This window comes from Pyrococcus kukulkanii, assembly GCF_041647995.1.
GTDB lineage: Archaea > Methanobacteriota_B > Thermococci > Thermococcales > Thermococcaceae > Pyrococcus.
The window spans coordinates 285,486-299,383 of record NZ_JARRIB010000001.1 but is presented as its reverse complement, the minus strand read 5'-3'; the positions used below and the strand labels follow the sequence as shown (position 1 = coordinate 299,383).

17 protein-coding genes and 1 CRISPR repeat array are annotated in these 13,898 nt (G+C 46.9%); of the genes, 11 read left to right on the top strand and 6 right to left on the bottom strand.

Annotated features, from left to right (window positions below; genetic code table 11):
- Positions 1–35: 35 nt before the first annotated feature.
- Positions 36–713 (top strand): metal-dependent hydrolase, encoded by a 678-nt coding sequence (locus P8X24_RS01800; RefSeq protein WP_068578901.1) that lies wholly within the window; start codon positions 36–38, stop codon positions 711–713.
- Here P8X24_RS01800 and P8X24_RS01795 read toward each other — a convergent pair.
- A complete protein-coding gene (locus P8X24_RS01795) occupies positions 702–977 on the bottom strand; it encodes a DUF167 family protein (protein ID WP_372913797.1) in 276 nt (91 codons plus the stop codon). The genes P8X24_RS01800 and P8X24_RS01795 overlap by 12 nt on opposite strands.
- Positions 970–1,938 (bottom strand): signal recognition particle-docking protein FtsY, encoded by a 969-nt coding sequence (gene ftsY, locus P8X24_RS01790; protein ID WP_372913796.1) that lies wholly within the window; start codon positions 1,936–1,938, stop codon positions 970–972. Before ftsY ends, P8X24_RS01795 begins: the two co-directional genes overlap by 8 nt.
- Positions 1,939–2,211: 273 nt before the next feature.
- Between ftsY and P8X24_RS01785 the strand changes: the two genes are divergently transcribed.
- The 10 genes from P8X24_RS01785 to P8X24_RS01740 all read left to right on the top strand — a co-directional run bounded on the left by P8X24_RS01785 (position 2,212) and on the right by P8X24_RS01740 (position 9,361).
- Entirely contained in the window at positions 2,212–2,481 is a 270-nt protein-coding gene (locus P8X24_RS01785) for a 2-oxoglutarate ferredoxin oxidoreductase subunit delta (protein ID WP_372913795.1), read from the top strand.
- Positions 2,482–2,483: 2 nt separating this feature from the next.
- Positions 2,484–3,674 carry a 2-oxoacid:acceptor oxidoreductase subunit alpha gene (locus P8X24_RS01780; protein WP_372913794.1) on the top strand — a complete coding sequence of 397 codons (1,191 nt, stop codon included), beginning with the start codon at positions 2,484–2,486 and terminating at the stop codon, positions 3,672–3,674.
- Positions 3,674–4,534, top strand: coding sequence for a 2-oxoacid:ferredoxin oxidoreductase subunit beta (locus tag P8X24_RS01775; protein ID WP_372913793.1), 861 nt, complete (start codon positions 3,674–3,676; stop codon positions 4,532–4,534). The genes P8X24_RS01780 and P8X24_RS01775 overlap by 1 nt, the downstream gene beginning before the upstream one ends.
- Complete coding sequence (locus tag P8X24_RS01770; RefSeq protein WP_372913792.1) at positions 4,527–4,802, top strand: nucleotidyltransferase domain-containing protein; 276 nt, start codon at positions 4,527–4,529, stop codon at positions 4,800–4,802. The genes P8X24_RS01775 and P8X24_RS01770 overlap by 8 nt, the downstream gene beginning before the upstream one ends.
- Positions 4,799–5,191 carry a HEPN domain-containing protein gene (locus P8X24_RS01765; protein WP_372913791.1) on the top strand — a complete coding sequence of 131 codons (393 nt, stop codon included), beginning with the start codon at positions 4,799–4,801 and terminating at the stop codon, positions 5,189–5,191. Before P8X24_RS01770 ends, P8X24_RS01765 begins: the two co-directional genes overlap by 4 nt.
- A complete protein-coding gene (locus tag P8X24_RS01760) occupies positions 5,181–5,693 on the top strand; it encodes a 2-oxoacid:ferredoxin oxidoreductase subunit gamma (RefSeq protein ID WP_372913790.1) in 513 nt (170 codons plus the stop codon). The genes P8X24_RS01765 and P8X24_RS01760 overlap by 11 nt, the downstream gene beginning before the upstream one ends.
- Positions 5,690–6,847, top strand: coding sequence for a 2-oxoacid:acceptor oxidoreductase subunit alpha (locus P8X24_RS01755; RefSeq protein ID WP_372913789.1), 1,158 nt, complete (start codon positions 5,690–5,692; stop codon positions 6,845–6,847). The genes P8X24_RS01760 and P8X24_RS01755 overlap by 4 nt, the downstream gene beginning before the upstream one ends.
- Entirely contained in the window at positions 6,844–7,689 is an 846-nt protein-coding gene (locus P8X24_RS01750) for a 2-oxoacid:ferredoxin oxidoreductase subunit beta (RefSeq protein ID WP_372913788.1), read from the top strand. The genes P8X24_RS01755 and P8X24_RS01750 overlap by 4 nt, the downstream gene beginning before the upstream one ends.
- A complete protein-coding gene (locus tag P8X24_RS01745) occupies positions 7,686–8,231 on the top strand; it encodes a 2-oxoacid:ferredoxin oxidoreductase subunit gamma (RefSeq protein ID WP_372913787.1) in 546 nt (181 codons plus the stop codon). Before P8X24_RS01750 ends, P8X24_RS01745 begins: the two co-directional genes overlap by 4 nt.
- 95 nt (positions 8,232–8,326) lie before the next feature.
- Entirely contained in the window at positions 8,327–9,361 is a 1,035-nt protein-coding gene (locus P8X24_RS01740) for an ABC transporter substrate-binding protein (protein ID WP_372913786.1), read from the top strand.
- Positions 9,362–9,369: 8 nt separating this feature from the next.
- On the opposite strand, the gene P8X24_RS01735 is transcribed toward P8X24_RS01740, so the two are convergent.
- The 4 genes from P8X24_RS01735 to glyA all read right to left on the bottom strand — a co-directional run bounded on the left by P8X24_RS01735 (position 9,370) and on the right by glyA (position 12,534).
- Positions 9,370–9,837: a COG2426 family protein gene (locus P8X24_RS01735; protein ID WP_372913785.1), complete on the bottom strand. Its 468-nt coding sequence runs from the start codon at positions 9,835–9,837 to the stop codon at positions 9,370–9,372.
- An 87-nt stretch (positions 9,838–9,924) separates the two neighbouring features.
- Entirely contained in the window at positions 9,925–10,500 is a 576-nt protein-coding gene (locus P8X24_RS01730) for an ASCH domain-containing protein (RefSeq protein WP_372913784.1), read from the bottom strand.
- Positions 10,463–11,176 (bottom strand): TIGR02253 family HAD-type hydrolase, encoded by a 714-nt coding sequence (locus P8X24_RS01725; protein ID WP_372913783.1) that lies wholly within the window; start codon positions 11,174–11,176, stop codon positions 10,463–10,465. The genes P8X24_RS01730 and P8X24_RS01725 overlap by 38 nt, the downstream gene beginning before the upstream one ends.
- A 74-nt stretch (positions 11,177–11,250) precedes the next feature.
- Entirely contained in the window at positions 11,251–12,534 is a 1,284-nt protein-coding gene (gene glyA / locus P8X24_RS01720) for a serine hydroxymethyltransferase (RefSeq protein ID WP_372913782.1), read from the bottom strand.
- Between the two features lie 670 nt (positions 12,535–13,204).
- A CRISPR array of direct repeats spans positions 13,205–13,729; the repeat unit is 29 nt; unit sequence GTTTCCGTAGAACTGAATAGTGTGGAAAG.
- Positions 13,730–13,898 lie beyond the last annotated feature (169 nt).

Genomic DNA, 13,898 nt, shown 5'->3' with positions numbered 1-13,898 from the left:
GTAAGCTTTGGTTATTATATCCTGGGGTGAGGAGCATGGTAAAGGTGAAGTTCCTGGGGCATGCAGCCTTTTACATTGAGGGAAGCAAGAAGATACTCATCGATCCATTTCTGAACGGTAACCCACAGGCCGCGGCCAAGCCTGAAGACTTTAGGGATGTTGACCTAATCTTAGTTACGCACGCCCACGGAGACCACCTCGGAGATGCGGGGGAGATAGCCAAGCTCAGCGGGGCAAAGGTAGTTGCAATGTACGATATAGCGAACTACATCAGCGAGAAGTACAGGGGAGTTGAGACCGTTGGCATGAACTATGGTCCCACAGAGGTTGATGGCGTTAAAATCGTTCAGGTTCCAGCGTGGCACTCAAGTAGCGACGGAAAGTACAGCATAGGAAATGCCTGTGGTTACATAGTTGAGATCGATGGAGTAAAGATTTACCACGCTGGAGACACCTTTGTGTTTAAGGATATGGAGCTCTTCGCCGAGCTCTACGGGCCAATTGACGTTGCCTTACTTCCAATAGGTGGACACTTTACTATGGGTCCAAAGGAGGCCGCTAAGGCCGTTGAGTTGCTCAAGCCAAAGTATGTAGTTCCAATGCACTACAACACCTGGCCACCAATTGCTGCTGACCCAGAGGAGTTTAAGAAGTTGGTGGGGGAAAAGGCAAAGGTAGTCATACTAAAACCTGGAGAAGAGTTAGAGCTTTAATTTCCTCTTAACTTCTTCTATTCCTAGCTTCACGAGCAAGTCTTTTTCTCTTGAGGTTTCCCCCCTTACTATCTTGACTTCCGCACCAAAGAATTTTGAGAGAAACTTGACTAGTTCTTTGTTGGCCTTCCCTCCTACTGGAGGGGCTTTAACGCTTACTTTCAGCCTATTTCTCCATGGATCTATGCCTTCTACTTTGTTTTCTTTTGCATTTGGTTTAACTATAACCTGAATAATCGTTCCTTTTCCAGTTTCTTTAAGCATTGGCCTCACCAAATATCCTTTCAAGGAACCAGTTTTTATCGAATGGCATTAAATCGTCATACCCCTGACCAACGCCGACGAATATTATTGGTGCATTTATGACGTGGCTTATGCTTAACGCCGCCCCTCCCCTTGCATCTGCATCTAGCTTTGTGAGCACCACAGCATCTATCTTTACCGCCTCGTTGAACTGCCTCGCCTGCTCAACTATTGCGTTTCCAGCTAGTGCATCGCCCACAAAGACCACCAAGTTCGGCTTTGTAACCCTTGCTATCTTCTTCATCTCATCCATAAGATTCCTGTTAGTCTCGCTCCTTCCAGCGGTATCTATGAGGACAACGTCAATACCTCTAGCTTTGGCGTGTTGAATTGCATCATAGGCAACTGCAGCCGGATCCGCGCCGTAGGAGTGCTTTATAACCCTAACTCCAACTCTCTTGGCGTGTTCCTCTAACTGTTCGATTGCTCCAGCCCTGAAGGTGTCGCTTGCCGCTATCACAACGCTGAAGCCGTTCTTCTTGAGCCAGTTCGCTATCTTCGCTATTGTGGTCGTTTTTCCTGAGCCATTAAATCCGACGAACATTATTACGTACGGCTTCTCGGCCTTCTTTATCTCTTCTATCAGGTCTATCCTTCTAGACGTCTCAAGTATTTCGGATATGGCCTCTCTGACGGCTTCTTCGATGATTTTTTCCTTGTTGGTTCCTATCCTAACTTTCCTGCCAACTAATTTCTCTTTTATCTTCTCCCTAAGGGCGTCAACTACTTCTAGGGCTACATCTGCCTCTAAAAGCTCGAGTTCCAGCTCATCCAGTGCCTCATCGACATCTTTCTCCTTTATTTCAACCATTAATAGCTTATCCAGTAATCCCTTTTTCTCAGCTTCTTTCTCCTCCTTTTCGACGTTCTCCTCAACCCTCTTTACAAATGACCTTAATTTTTCCTTAAGCTTTCCGAACATGTCTTTCCCCCTCTGAGATTTCCCCATCCGTATATAAGGATTTAAGTTCAAGAAAATGCATTCAAATGTATCTGGAACATCTAAGTAATCTTGACTAATTTTGGTCAAATAGTTCGAACCCCTTGGCAGAATAAAACAAAAAATTGCTAAAGTTTCATGAATTCTGGCCTATTGAAAAGCTAACAACTTTATTTTCTAAACGTTCGGTTCACTCACGAAAGATTTAAATGGTTTACAAATGTAAAAGCTGTTAGGGGATTGCAGGTGATCGATATGGCAAACGTCGAAGGTTCAACCCGGGTTACTAAGGAGGGGTACCTTGTCATAGGGAAGGCTCAGAATGTTGAGATAAGTGTCGATACTTTTCTCTGCAAGGGTTGCGGAATATGCGTTGAGATGTGCCCCAGGAAGGTTTTCGAGTGGAGCAAGGAGCTCAGCGAGAAGGGAGTGCACTATCCAGTCCCGGTTCATGCCGAGAAGTGCGTTCGGTGTAAGCTCTGTGAGCTACTCTGCCCAGACTTTGCTATTGCGGTAAGGTGGTAGAGATGATAATTAGGGGTGACGAGCCTGAGCAAAAGGAGTTGTTGAGGAAGCTATACAAGCCGGGCAACTACTTCATGATGGGAGATGAAGCTGTAGCTTACGGTGCGATCTTCGCTGGCTGTAGGTTCTACGCCGGCTATCCAATAACCCCCTCGAGTGAGATAGCTGAAACCATGGCCAGAGAGCTACCTAAAGTTGGGGGTTACTACCTTCAGATGGAGGACGAGATTGCGAGCATCGCCGCAATGATAGGTGCTTCTTGGACTGGCTTTAAGGTCATGACAGCTACCTCTGGTCCAGGATTCAGCTTAATGCAGGAAAATCTTGGCTACGCTGTAATGACTGAAACTCCTCTCGTTTTGGTTGATGTTCAGAGGAGCGGTCCATCCACAGGTCAAGCAACGAAGGGTGCCCAGGGAGACTTCTTCCAGGCGAGGTGGGGCACTCATGGTGATCATCCGATCGTTGCTCTCTCCCCTATAAGCGTTGAGGATGCCTTCTGGGAGACGATAAGGGCCTTCAACATTGCTGAAAGGCTTAGAACTCCAGTTGTTGTTTTGTTTGATGGAATACTCGGACACACTAGGGAGCAGATAAGGATTCCTGATCCCGATGAGGTGGAAATAACTTATAGGAAGTTGCCTCAGAATGAGGAGGAGGCAAAGCTCCCCTTTGGGGATCCACACGGTGATGGGGTACCGCCGATGCCCCTCTTCGGCCACGGCTACTTCACCCACGTTACAGGTTCAACTCACAAGGAGAATGGCCTTAGGGATGTTTACACTCCGGAGGTGCATGATAGGCTCGTAAGGAGGATTCACAGGAAGATAGAGAAGAATAAAGGTGTGTATGAAAAGTACGAGGAGTACTACACTGACGATGCAGAAATATTGGTGGTGAGCTGGGGAGTTTCAGCTAGACCCTCGCTTGGAGCAGTTTTGAAGGCTAGAGAAGAGGGCATAAAGGCGGGCTTGTTTGTCCCCAAGACCGTTCATCCCTTCCCTGGGAAGAGAATGAGAGAGCTCGGGAAGAAAGTGAGGGCCATTCTCGTTCCTGAGATGAACCTTGGCCAGATGATCCTCGAGGTTCAGAGGTTCGTTAACGATGACGTGATTCTGAGAGGAGTTAATAAGATCGGGGGAGTTCCATTAACGGTTGAGGAAATTTTGAGGGAGATTAGGGGTGTTGCTTGATGGTTAAGATCTATTCTAAGTATCCTATGGTCAAGTATCTGAGGCAGGAAGCCTTGCCAACTGCTCTATGCCCGGGATGTGGTGGTGGTACAGTTCTGAACGCATTTGCCAATGCCATTGATCAACTCAAGATCGATCCCAGGGATCTTATAGTGGTGAGTGGTATAGGCTGTTCAGCTTGGATAGCCTCACCCTACTTCCTGGCTGACACCCTTCACACGACCCATGGGAGAGCAATAGCCTTCGCAACTGGCGTTAAGGTTGGGTTACCGGATAAGTACGTGGTAGTGATAAGCGGTGACGGTGATCTGGCGAGCATAGGTGGAAACCACTTGATCCATGCGGCGAGGAGGAATATAGATATAACTGTGATCTTAGTTAACAACTTCGTCTATGGCATGACGGGTGGTCAGGTGGCCCCAACGACTCCTTTTGGAGCTATAACAACGACAACACCTTACAGGAACGTTGAACATCCGTTAAAAATAGCGGAAACCGTTGCAGCAGCTGGGGCAAGCTACGTTGCAAGGTGGACCACTGCCCATGTCTACCAGCTTATAGAGAGCATAAAGAAAGCCTTAACGACGAAGGGCTTCTCGCTCGTTGAGGTAATCTCTCAGTGTCCAGTCCAGTTCGGAAGGAGAAACAGGATGAAGGAGCCTGCCGAGATGCTTCGCTGGTTCTTGAAGAATTCAGTCCCAGTAAGCAAGGCAAAGAAGATGAGCGAGGAGGAGCTTGAAGGCAAGTTCGTAATCGGCGAGTTCGTCCACAGGAAGAGGCCTGAGTTTACAGAGGAACTCAACAAGCTGATTGAGGAGGTTCAGAAGAAGTATGGGCTTGATGGTGGTAAAAGTGTTTGAAGAGGTAGGAGGGGAAATAAGAAGGGCATTTGGTGACCGAGTTAAAGAAATCATAGTCTTCGGTTCTAGGGCTAGAGGAGACTCTACTCCAGAGAGTGATCTCGACGTGCTGGTGGTGGTTGATGAGATTAGGTCCACTGACTGGGACATAGTAGGAAAGCTTAGTGCGGAGCTTACTCTCAGACTGGGAATTTCGGTGATGATAGTCCTCCATACAAGGAGGGATCTTTTGTACAGAATTGCAGTGAAGGAGGGCATGCTTATATGAGGGAAGAAATCAACGCTTTACTGAAAAGGGCTAAGGAGAGACTAGAAGCTGCTTGGGAATTATATCTAAAAGGATACTACAATTTTGCCATTTCGAATGCATATTATTCAATGTATTACTGGGCTCGTGCTTTACTCTTAGCTAAAGGAATATCACCAAAAAGCCATGCAGGCGTTCATTCTCTGCTTGGAAGGGAGTTCGTTAAAACTAAAGAAATGCCAATGGCTCTCTATACAATATACTCAAAGGCTCTTAATATGAGACACGTAGCTGACTATGATGTATTTATTGAATACAGCAAAGAAGATGCTTTAGATATTTTAAACGGGGCTAATGAGTTTTTGAAATTTGCTAAGAAATACCTGGGAGGTATTGAAAATGCAGATTAGATTCGCGGGAATTGGCGGGCAGGGTGTTGTGCTTGCAGGCGTAATATTGGGAGAGGCGGCCGCTATTGAGGGATTGAAGGTTCTCCAAACCCAGGATTATAGTTCGGCATCAAGGGGAGGCCACTCCATAGCGGACGTGATAATATCTGAGGGCGAGATCTACGATTTAATGGTTACAAACGCTGATGTTCTCGTTGCCCTCCATCAGCTCGGCTATGAAACTGCAAAGCCAAAGCTGAAGCCCGATGGACTACTCATCATCGATACTGACCTAGTTAAGCCGGATAGGGACTATGTTGGAGCTCCGTTCACTAGGATAGCCGAAGAGACAACTGGACTAGCTCTAACAGTAAATATGGTTGCTTTAGGTTATCTAATCGCTAAGACCGGAGTTGTAAAGCCAGAGAGCGTCGAAGAGGCCATTAGAAGGAGAGTTCCGAAGGGAACGGAGGAGATAAACATTAAGGCCTTCAAAAAAGGGCTGGAGGTTGGTTCTAAATGAAGTTTCCATTTCCCGTGGGTAAGGTAGACTTCATTCAGGGTGATGAGGCTATAGCAAGAGCGGCAATTTTGGCAGGCTGCAGGTTCTACGCCGGCTATCCAATAACTCCAGCAAGCGAGATATTTGAGGCGATGGCCCTCTACATGCCCCTGATTGATGGTGTGGTAATTCAAATGGAGGATGAGATAGCGAGCATAGCCGCGGTAATAGGGGCTTCCTGGGCTGGAGCTAAGGCAATGACTGCCACTTCAGGTCCAGGATTCAGCTTAATGCAGGAGAACATTGGATATGCTGTAATGACCGAAACTCCTATTGTGGTCGTTGACGTTCAGAGGGGAGGGCCATCGACAGGTCAACCCACCCTGCCATCCCAAGGGGATATAATGCAGGCAATATGGGGAACCCACGGCGATCACTCCCTCATAGTTCTAAGCCCCTCCACGGTTCAAGAGGCGTTTGACTTCACGATTAGGGCCTTTAATTTGGCCGAGAAGTACAGGACCCCAGTTATCCTCCTCACGGATGCCGAAGTTGGCCACATGAGAGAGAGGATCTACATCCCGAACCCAGAAGAAATAGAGATCGTGAACAGGAAGTTGCCCCAGAACGAGGAGGAGGTAAAGCTTCCCTTCGGAGATCCACACGGCGACCTAGTCCCCCCAATGCCGATATTCGGAAAGGGCTTCAAGACGTACGTTACCGGCTTAACTCATGATGAGAGGGGAAGGCCAAGAACCGTGGAGAGGGAAGTTCACGAGAGGCTAATCAGGAGGATAGTTGAGAAGATTGAGAGGAACAAGAAGGACATCTTCGATTATCAGGCTTATGAGCTTGAGGATGCTGAAATCGCGGTTGTTGCTACGGGCATAGTTGCCAGATCGGCATTAAGAGCCGTCAGGATGCTCAGAGATGAAGGTATTAAAGCTGGGCTGGTAAAGATAAATACGATATGGCCCTTTGACTTCGACTTAATGGAAAGAATTGCTGAGAAAGTCGAGGCGATGTACGTCCCGGAGATGAACCTTGGCCAGCTCTACCATCTCGTCAAGGAGGGAGCTAATGGAAAGGCTCCAGTTAAGCTGATAAGTAAGATCGGTGGGGAGGCTCACACTCCAATGGAGATCACTGAGTTTATAAGGAGGGATATGAAGTGAGGCTCGTTTCTGCTTATGAGATAAGGGACAAGTACCTGAGGAAGGACATGCTTCCCACTATCTTCTGTCCGGGATGTGGGATAGGTAGCGTCCTCCAGTTTACGCTTAGGGCGATTGACGAGCTCGGCCTCGATCCTGACAAGATAGTGTGGGTGAGTGGGATAGGTTGTAGCTCTAGAGTTCCGGGCTTCGTTAACTTCGATGGCCTTCACACGACTCACGGGAGAGCCTTAGCATTTGCAACTGGAATAAAGCTCGCGAATCCAGAGCTGAAGATAATTGCATTTATGGGAGATGGTGACGCTGCGGCTATAGGGGGAAATCACCTCATCCACGCGATAAGGAGGAACCTTGACGTGACCGTCATTCTAATCAACAACTTCACATATGGAATGACCGGGGGTCAAGTGGCTCCAACGACTCCAAAAGGACTTAGAGGCACTACGGCCCCATACGGGCAGTTCGAGAACCCATTTGATATAGCTCAGTTAGCGGTTGCTGCCGGGGCAAATTACGTTGCAAGGTGGACCGTCTTCAACTACATTCAGGGGATAAACAGCATAAAGAAGGCCTTGAGCAAGGAGGGTTTCACGCTGGTGGAGTTCCTATCCCCGTGTCCTATAAGCTTCGGAAGGAGGAATAAAATGAAGACGGCTCCAGAACTCATAAGGTGGTACCAGAAGATAACCGTCCCGCTCAACAAGGCCAAAAAGATGTCTCCAGAAGAGCTTGAGGGTAAGATAGTCATAGGGGAATTCGTTGATAGGGATAGGCCTGGGCTCGTTAGGGAGTACAGGGAGTACATAAAGAGAGCTAAGAAGATCATGGGGTGGGAGGAATGAGGAAGGAAATTCTAATCGGTGGCTTTGGAGGGCAGGGTGTCATCTTAGCCAGCGTGATCCTGGGGAGGGCCGCTGCAGTTTACGAAGGCTTGCACGCAGTTCAGACTCAAGTTTACGGGCCTGAGTCAAGGGGTGGGGCTAGTAGAGCTGAGGTCGTGATAAGTGACGAGCCCATAGATTACCCTAAGGTGATAAAACCTGAATATGCAATCCTTTTGAGCCAGCAGGCTTACGATAAGTACCTTCCCTTGGTTAAGGATGGAGGCTTGGTAATTATTGAAGAGGACTTAATCCCCCACAGGAACGAGGAACTTGAGAGCGGAAAGAAGGTTTACGCTTATCCTCTGACGAAGATAGCTGAAGAAACTACCGGCTTAAGTTTGACGATGAACATACTAACCCTTGGCCTGTTCGTTGGTCTCACTGACATCGTTAAGAAGGAGAGCATAGAAAAGGCTGTTTTAGATGCAGTCCCCAAAGGAACGGAACAGATAAACCTCAAGGCTCTTCATAAGGGCTTTGAACTTGCCAAGAAGTTCTGATTTTTCTTTGGTATTTTTATCTTGGTATTTTTATCCAAAACCTTTTAAAGCTATTTTCAAATAGACTGGATGAATAGTCCAGTGGAGGGTCTAGAATGAAAAGGATCCCAATTGTCCTGTTCTTAGCTTTAATAGTCTTCATGAGCGGGTGCATAAGCACTAAGACAACCACGGTAACAACAATGGCCCCTGCAAAGACCATAACCGTCACGGAAACCCAGGGTAAGGTCACCACTATTACCATTACTCAGACCATAACAACCACGACGACACCAGCTCACTATCCTCTGACGATCGTTGATTCCGTGGGAAGGAAAGTTACAATAAAGAAAGAACCCCGAAGGATAGTCTCGCTGGCCCCCTCAATTACTGAGACCCTGTACTTCATAGGTGCCCTCGACAAGGTCGTTGGAGTTACAAAGTTCGATGACTTCCCGCCTGAGGTTCAGAAGGGGAGGGCAGTAATCGGTGACTTCTCTAATCCTAACCTTGAGGTCATAGCTTCACTGAAGCCCGACCTCATAATCGGGACTAGCATGCATCTTAAGTACCTAGACAAGCTTCAGCAGATAGCTCCCGTTATCATAGTTGATCCAAAGAACATGAGCGAAATCTACGAGTGGATAATAAAGCTCGGTAAAGTCGTCAACAGAGAAAAAGAGGCTGAAGGAGTTGTTAACTACATGAAAGCAATTGTGGAAAGCGTTCAAGCCAAGGTTGCAAACTCCTCAAGGCCTAAGGTATTCTACTTGGTCGGCTACTGGAACGGCTACTGGACCGCTGGAAGGGGCACATTCATGGACAGCTTAATAAGCATCGCCGGTGGAGAAAACATCTTCCATGATATTGAAGGCTGGAAGACCGTGAGTGCTGAAGATATAGTCGCTAGGAATCCTGATATTGTAATAATCTCTTATCACGCTGGTATTAAGCCCGGAGATCTCTGCAATACTCCCCTAGCGAAGACAAACGCTTTCAAGAACGGTAGGGTCTATGTGATCAGCGATGATAACTTAGTTTCGAGGCCTGGCCCCAGGATAGTTCTTGGCCTCGAGGAAATAGCCTACTTCATCCACCCTGAGGCCTTCAACTACGCCTACCAGCCAAAAGCCTGCGCTGTCTCCTCCTGATTAAATTTTTAAATTTTTAGCAGTCCCAGGGTTGGTAGTGCCGTTATTGCTATGCTTATTAAACCCCCAAGTATTAATGCAGGCATTGTGATTTTCCTCTCTATACCGAGAACGTAAGCCGCCAGGGCTCCCGTCCAAACTCCAGTTCCTGGGAGTGGTATGGCAACAAAGATCGTTAGACCAATGAATCCCCACTTCTCTACGTACGGCTTTGCTTTTCTTCTTGTCTTTTTTAGGTATTTTAGGTAAAACTTGGCAATCTTTCCCAGTAAAAATGGGGAGCCCTCTAAGCTTAGCATGATCCTGTCTATCAGAGGCAGAGATACGGGGAGCACGATTGACAAAAGAAGAACTCCAACAATTGAGGCTATTATTGTTTCTATTGGGGGATATCCCCTTCCAAGCCCATAAACGACGGCGTACCTCCCTTCAAAGGTTGGAATTAGGGATAATATTAAAACCTCTAAGAAGCTCATTTTATCACCATCCTTATCGTTATCGTTTTGCCGATATTCTCCTGGGGGCTTTATAACCTCTGCTACTCCAAGCTCCACGCAAGGATTTTACAGTAACCCCCTATCGTAGAGGGCATGGTATGCCCTAAGTAGGGCCTGCTGCACTCTCTTTGGCCCAAAATTCTTGGCGGCCTCTCTTACTCCTCGTTCCTTGATTCTCTTGAGTATTATCTCTACATCCTGGGTTAATTTCAAACTGCTAAAATTATCAAGGGCCAGTTCCACAATCTCATACGGATCCCTATAGTTTAGCCCTTTCAGCCACTTAAGTGGAATGCCCTCTCTTAATGGTTTAACGTCCTCAAACTCAATTATTGTAACCTCATCGTCCCCATATAGCTCTCCGTATATCCTTGAAAGCTCGCGAACTAGCTCTTTTACATTCGAAAAGCCATCAAGCTTCGCGTCCTCATTTGTAAGCTCCTTAACCCTTTTAGTTCGAATCTCCTTGATTTTGGCCTTGGCTATTGCGGTGTCGCTTGGGGTTATGACTATGTACACTTCACTTCCTGGTTTAGCCTCGTACTTTCCATACCTAACAGTCGTTACTTTCTTCCCGCTTATTATTTTGGTCTTATACTTGTTGTCAAGTAGAATGAACCTCCTTATCTGAACCGTTTTCACGCTCAAGCACCTCCAGTAACTGCTGTAATTTAGTGATCTCGTAGTCCGCGTACTCCCTGTATTCGACCTCTTTATCAGAATACTTGCCGTACCTGAACCACACGGTTTTCATTCCAACTTTCTTAGCCCCGTATATGTCCGAATAAAGCCTGTCACCAACCATTATGGCCTCGCTAGGCTTGACATTGAATGCCTTTAATGCCTTCTTAAATATCTTTGGATGCGGCTTCTTAACTCCTTCAAAGTCCGAGATTACGACGTGCTCAAAGAAGTCATCCATTTCAAGCCTTAGGATTTTCTCCCACTGCTTTATTGGATTCCCGTCTGTAATTATCCCTAGTCTGTAGCCGAGCTCCCTCAGCCTTATTAGGGTTTTTCTTGCTCCGGGAACCTCCCTCAGGTATGCGAACTTCGTGTTATGGTAAGCTATAACCCCCGCCGCAACAAGCTTTGGATCATAGGGGATGTCAAGTCTCCTGAGGAGGTAATCAAAGTGGTGGGGGAAGTTGCTTCCGTACTCCTTTATCAACTCCATGAGTTCGGAATATGCAGTGTCAAAATCAACTGGGAGACCATGTCTGATCATATTCTCTATGGCGTTCCTTCTCGCCATCTCGGCTAACTTACTTGTATCGGCAAGCGTATCATCAAGGTCGAAAAATACTACCCTTATCATATCTACCCTTAAGAGAATCTCTAAAGGGGAATAAAAACATTATTATCAAGAGGGAAAGGGAAAATAGAAGGAGTTTACTTCTTCATTGGGAGACCATAGTCGAACGAATAGTAGACCTTCTGGAACTCAAGCCTGAAGTAGTACACGTCTCTCCTGACCTTCTTTGGATCCTCCTTGTCCAAGAGAACCCTCTTCATGAAGTGGGCTATCTCCTTCATGTCATCCTCCATCATTCCGACCCTGGTCATCTCCTGAACTCCGATTCTCAATCCACTAGGCTCGTTGACCTTCTCGAGCGGATCCCACGGCAGGAGGTTCTTGTTGAGAATTATCCCAGCCTCCTCGAGGAGTGGAGCTGCCCAACCTCCTCCAGCCGGGTGTAGGTCGCTGACATCGACTATTACCTGGTGGCTCTTCGTGTATCCCTGGTCTTCACCGATGACCTTAAATCCTTCTTCTGCCAATGCTTCAGCCAAGGCCTTAGCGTTCTTCACGATCTGCTTTGCGTAGGCTTCACCGTACTCCAGCATCTCTGCAGCCGTAATTACCTTACCGGCCATGTGGTGGAGGTGGTGGTTGCTCAGCACTCCTGGGAAGATCGCCCCCTGGAGCTTTGCTATGGTTTCATCGTCGGCAAACTTCTTGTAGAGTATGACTCCACCCTGGGGTCCTGGGAAGGTCTTGTGGGTTGAAGCAGTCATTATGTCCGCTCCTTCCCTAAGTGGATCTTGGAACTCTCCTCCAGCGATTAGACCGAGGACGTGGGCTGCATCGTAAACGACGAATGCCCCAACTTCCTTTGCAACTGGAGCGAGCTCCTTGACTGGGTGCGGGAACGGGAAGAGTGAGCCGCCGAACATGACTATCTTTGGCTCAAGTTCCCTTATCATCTTCTCGGCCTTGTCAACGTCGATGTTGAATGACTCATTATCGAAGGGCCAGGTATGTACTTCTAAGCCGCGCATTCCTGCAGCACCGAATGGCATGTGGCTTATATGCCCTCCATGGCTCGTGTGGAGGACGATTACCTTATCCCCAGGCTGGCCGAGGCCGAAGAATACTGCTTGATTAGCATTAGTTCCTGAGATTGGCCTTAGATCGGCAAAGTCGCTCTTGAATAACTTAGTGAAGAGCTCGACACCAATGAGCTCGACCTCGTCAACGTACTTACATCCCTGATAGTACCTCTGCCTTGGCCACCCCTCTGCGTACTTGTGCATGAAACCTGAAGCCACTGCCCTATTAACGCTTGGGGAAGTTATGTTCTCACTCGCGATCAGGTTTATGGTATGGCTCCTCCACTTTTCGTGCTCCTCAATAAAGTTCAGAACCTTATCCCTATACTCCCTGTAGGTCATAGAAGCCACCTCGGATTTATATTTCATGTGCATATAATTTAAACCTTTGCTTGAAAATAGGGGCAGTTCTTTGAAAAGAGAATCCGGGAGGTTGGATTGCTCACATTTCAAGTTGACATTTTGGCAGTATTACTGTTTTCCTTTTTCGTATCATTTTTTGTCATGTTAATTTTTTCATTCGTGTGTTTTGGTTTTTCTAGCCTTGTTTTGTGGTGTTAAAGACCTGCTCGGGTCTAGAATTCCAATTTAAGAGCTTGATCAGGATAATATTGGTTTTAATCCAATATTATCGATTTTTGTTTTTGGATTATCTCATCAGTGGTAATTTATTGGATGTTTTGGTTGACTCGTGAGTTATAACCCCTCCTCCCCCTGTTTCAGATTTAAAGCCCTAAAACCCCAGAAGTAGATAGTCTAGGAGTTCTAGTTAACTCGCGTTCTTGAGTTAATTTGACGGCTCGAACTTTTATCGTGTTTGTCGAGTTTCGACCGTTCGAAAACTTGTTTTACTAGTTTGAAATTCTTAGTTAATGGTTTATTACTCTCTACTTCCTCCATTATTTTCAGGGTAAGTTTATAAAGGAAGGGTGGTGCTACCGGTTTCTTGCGAGGGTAAATTATTTAAGCCCTCACAAGAGAGTACCAAACGAAAAAAGCCAAAACACCCAAAGTTTCCGTAGAACTGAATAGTGTGGAAACTGACGAACATGCCGAACTTGCTTGCCTTCCTGTTGCGTTTCCGTAGAACTGAATAGTGTGGAAACCCGCTGGGGTCGTCTTCAGGTCTGGGCGTATCAGTGGGGGGTTTCCGTAGAACTGAATAGTGTGGAAAGTGACCTCCCCTATTGGGAGCCCGGTAATTGCGGATACCTTCCCGTTTCCGTAGAACTGAATAGTGTGGAAAGCGTCCACCGCCGCCGTCGGGACGGCCTCGGTCAGGACGACCCTAGTTTCCGTAGAACTGAATAGTGTGGAAAGCCGGAACCCCCTTATCAGATTTGACCTCAACCTTATTGTTTCCGTAGAACTGAATAGTGTGGAAAGCGGTTCTTGCTGCATCAGCAAGCACTGTATACGCCCCCAGGTTCCCAACGTTTCCGTAGAACTGAATAGTGTGGAAAGAATAACTCTGGCCAACCGCACCTATAAATTCTCACATCATAGCAGTTTCCGTAGAACTGAATAGTGTGGAATTTTGAATTGTTGTAAATAAAAACCATCGAATAGTGTAGAAATCTAAACAGCTAATATGTGTGGCTTCTCGTATAGCTAGAGACGGAATAGTGCGGAAAGCCTAAAAGTATTAAAAGCTCGCATTAGTACCAAAGTGGTTCGCATGATGAAGATGGACCCGCTGAGCTGGT

What these genes read in the sequence shown, in the direction of transcription:
- P8X24_RS01735 (WP_372913785.1), bottom strand. Translation starts at nt 9,837, where the DNA reads ATGAGCTTCTTAGAGGTTTTAATATTATCCCTAATTCCAACCTTTGAA.
- P8X24_RS01780 (WP_372913794.1), top strand. Translation starts at nt 2,484, where the DNA reads ATGATAATTAGGGGTGACGAGCCTGAGCAAAAGGAGTTGTTGAGGAAG.
- P8X24_RS01745 (WP_372913787.1), top strand. Translation starts at nt 7,686, where the DNA reads ATGAGGAAGGAAATTCTAATCGGTGGCTTTGGAGGGCAGGGTGTCATC.
- P8X24_RS01795 (WP_372913797.1), bottom strand. Translation starts at nt 977, where the DNA reads ATGCTTAAAGAAACTGGAAAAGGAACGATTATTCAGGTTATAGTTAAA.
- ftsY (WP_372913796.1), bottom strand. Translation starts at nt 1,938, where the DNA reads ATGTTCGGAAAGCTTAAGGAAAAATTAAGGTCATTTGTAAAGAGGGTT.
- P8X24_RS01785 (WP_372913795.1), top strand. Translation starts at nt 2,212, where the DNA reads ATGGCAAACGTCGAAGGTTCAACCCGGGTTACTAAGGAGGGGTACCTT.
- P8X24_RS01775 (WP_372913793.1), top strand. Translation starts at nt 3,674, where the DNA reads ATGGTTAAGATCTATTCTAAGTATCCTATGGTCAAGTATCTGAGGCAG.
- P8X24_RS01765 (WP_372913791.1), top strand. Translation starts at nt 4,799, where the DNA reads ATGAGGGAAGAAATCAACGCTTTACTGAAAAGGGCTAAGGAGAGACTA.
- P8X24_RS01725 (WP_372913783.1), bottom strand. Translation starts at nt 11,176, where the DNA reads ATGATAAGGGTAGTATTTTTCGACCTTGATGATACGCTTGCCGATACA.
- P8X24_RS01740 (WP_372913786.1), top strand. Translation starts at nt 8,327, where the DNA reads ATGAAAAGGATCCCAATTGTCCTGTTCTTAGCTTTAATAGTCTTCATG.
- P8X24_RS01760 (WP_372913790.1), top strand. Translation starts at nt 5,181, where the DNA reads ATGCAGATTAGATTCGCGGGAATTGGCGGGCAGGGTGTTGTGCTTGCA.
- glyA (WP_372913782.1), bottom strand. Translation starts at nt 12,534, where the DNA reads ATGACCTACAGGGAGTATAGGGATAAGGTTCTGAACTTTATTGAGGAG.
- P8X24_RS01755 (WP_372913789.1), top strand. Translation starts at nt 5,690, where the DNA reads ATGAAGTTTCCATTTCCCGTGGGTAAGGTAGACTTCATTCAGGGTGAT.
- P8X24_RS01800 (WP_068578901.1), top strand. Translation starts at nt 36, where the DNA reads ATGGTAAAGGTGAAGTTCCTGGGGCATGCAGCCTTTTACATTGAGGGA.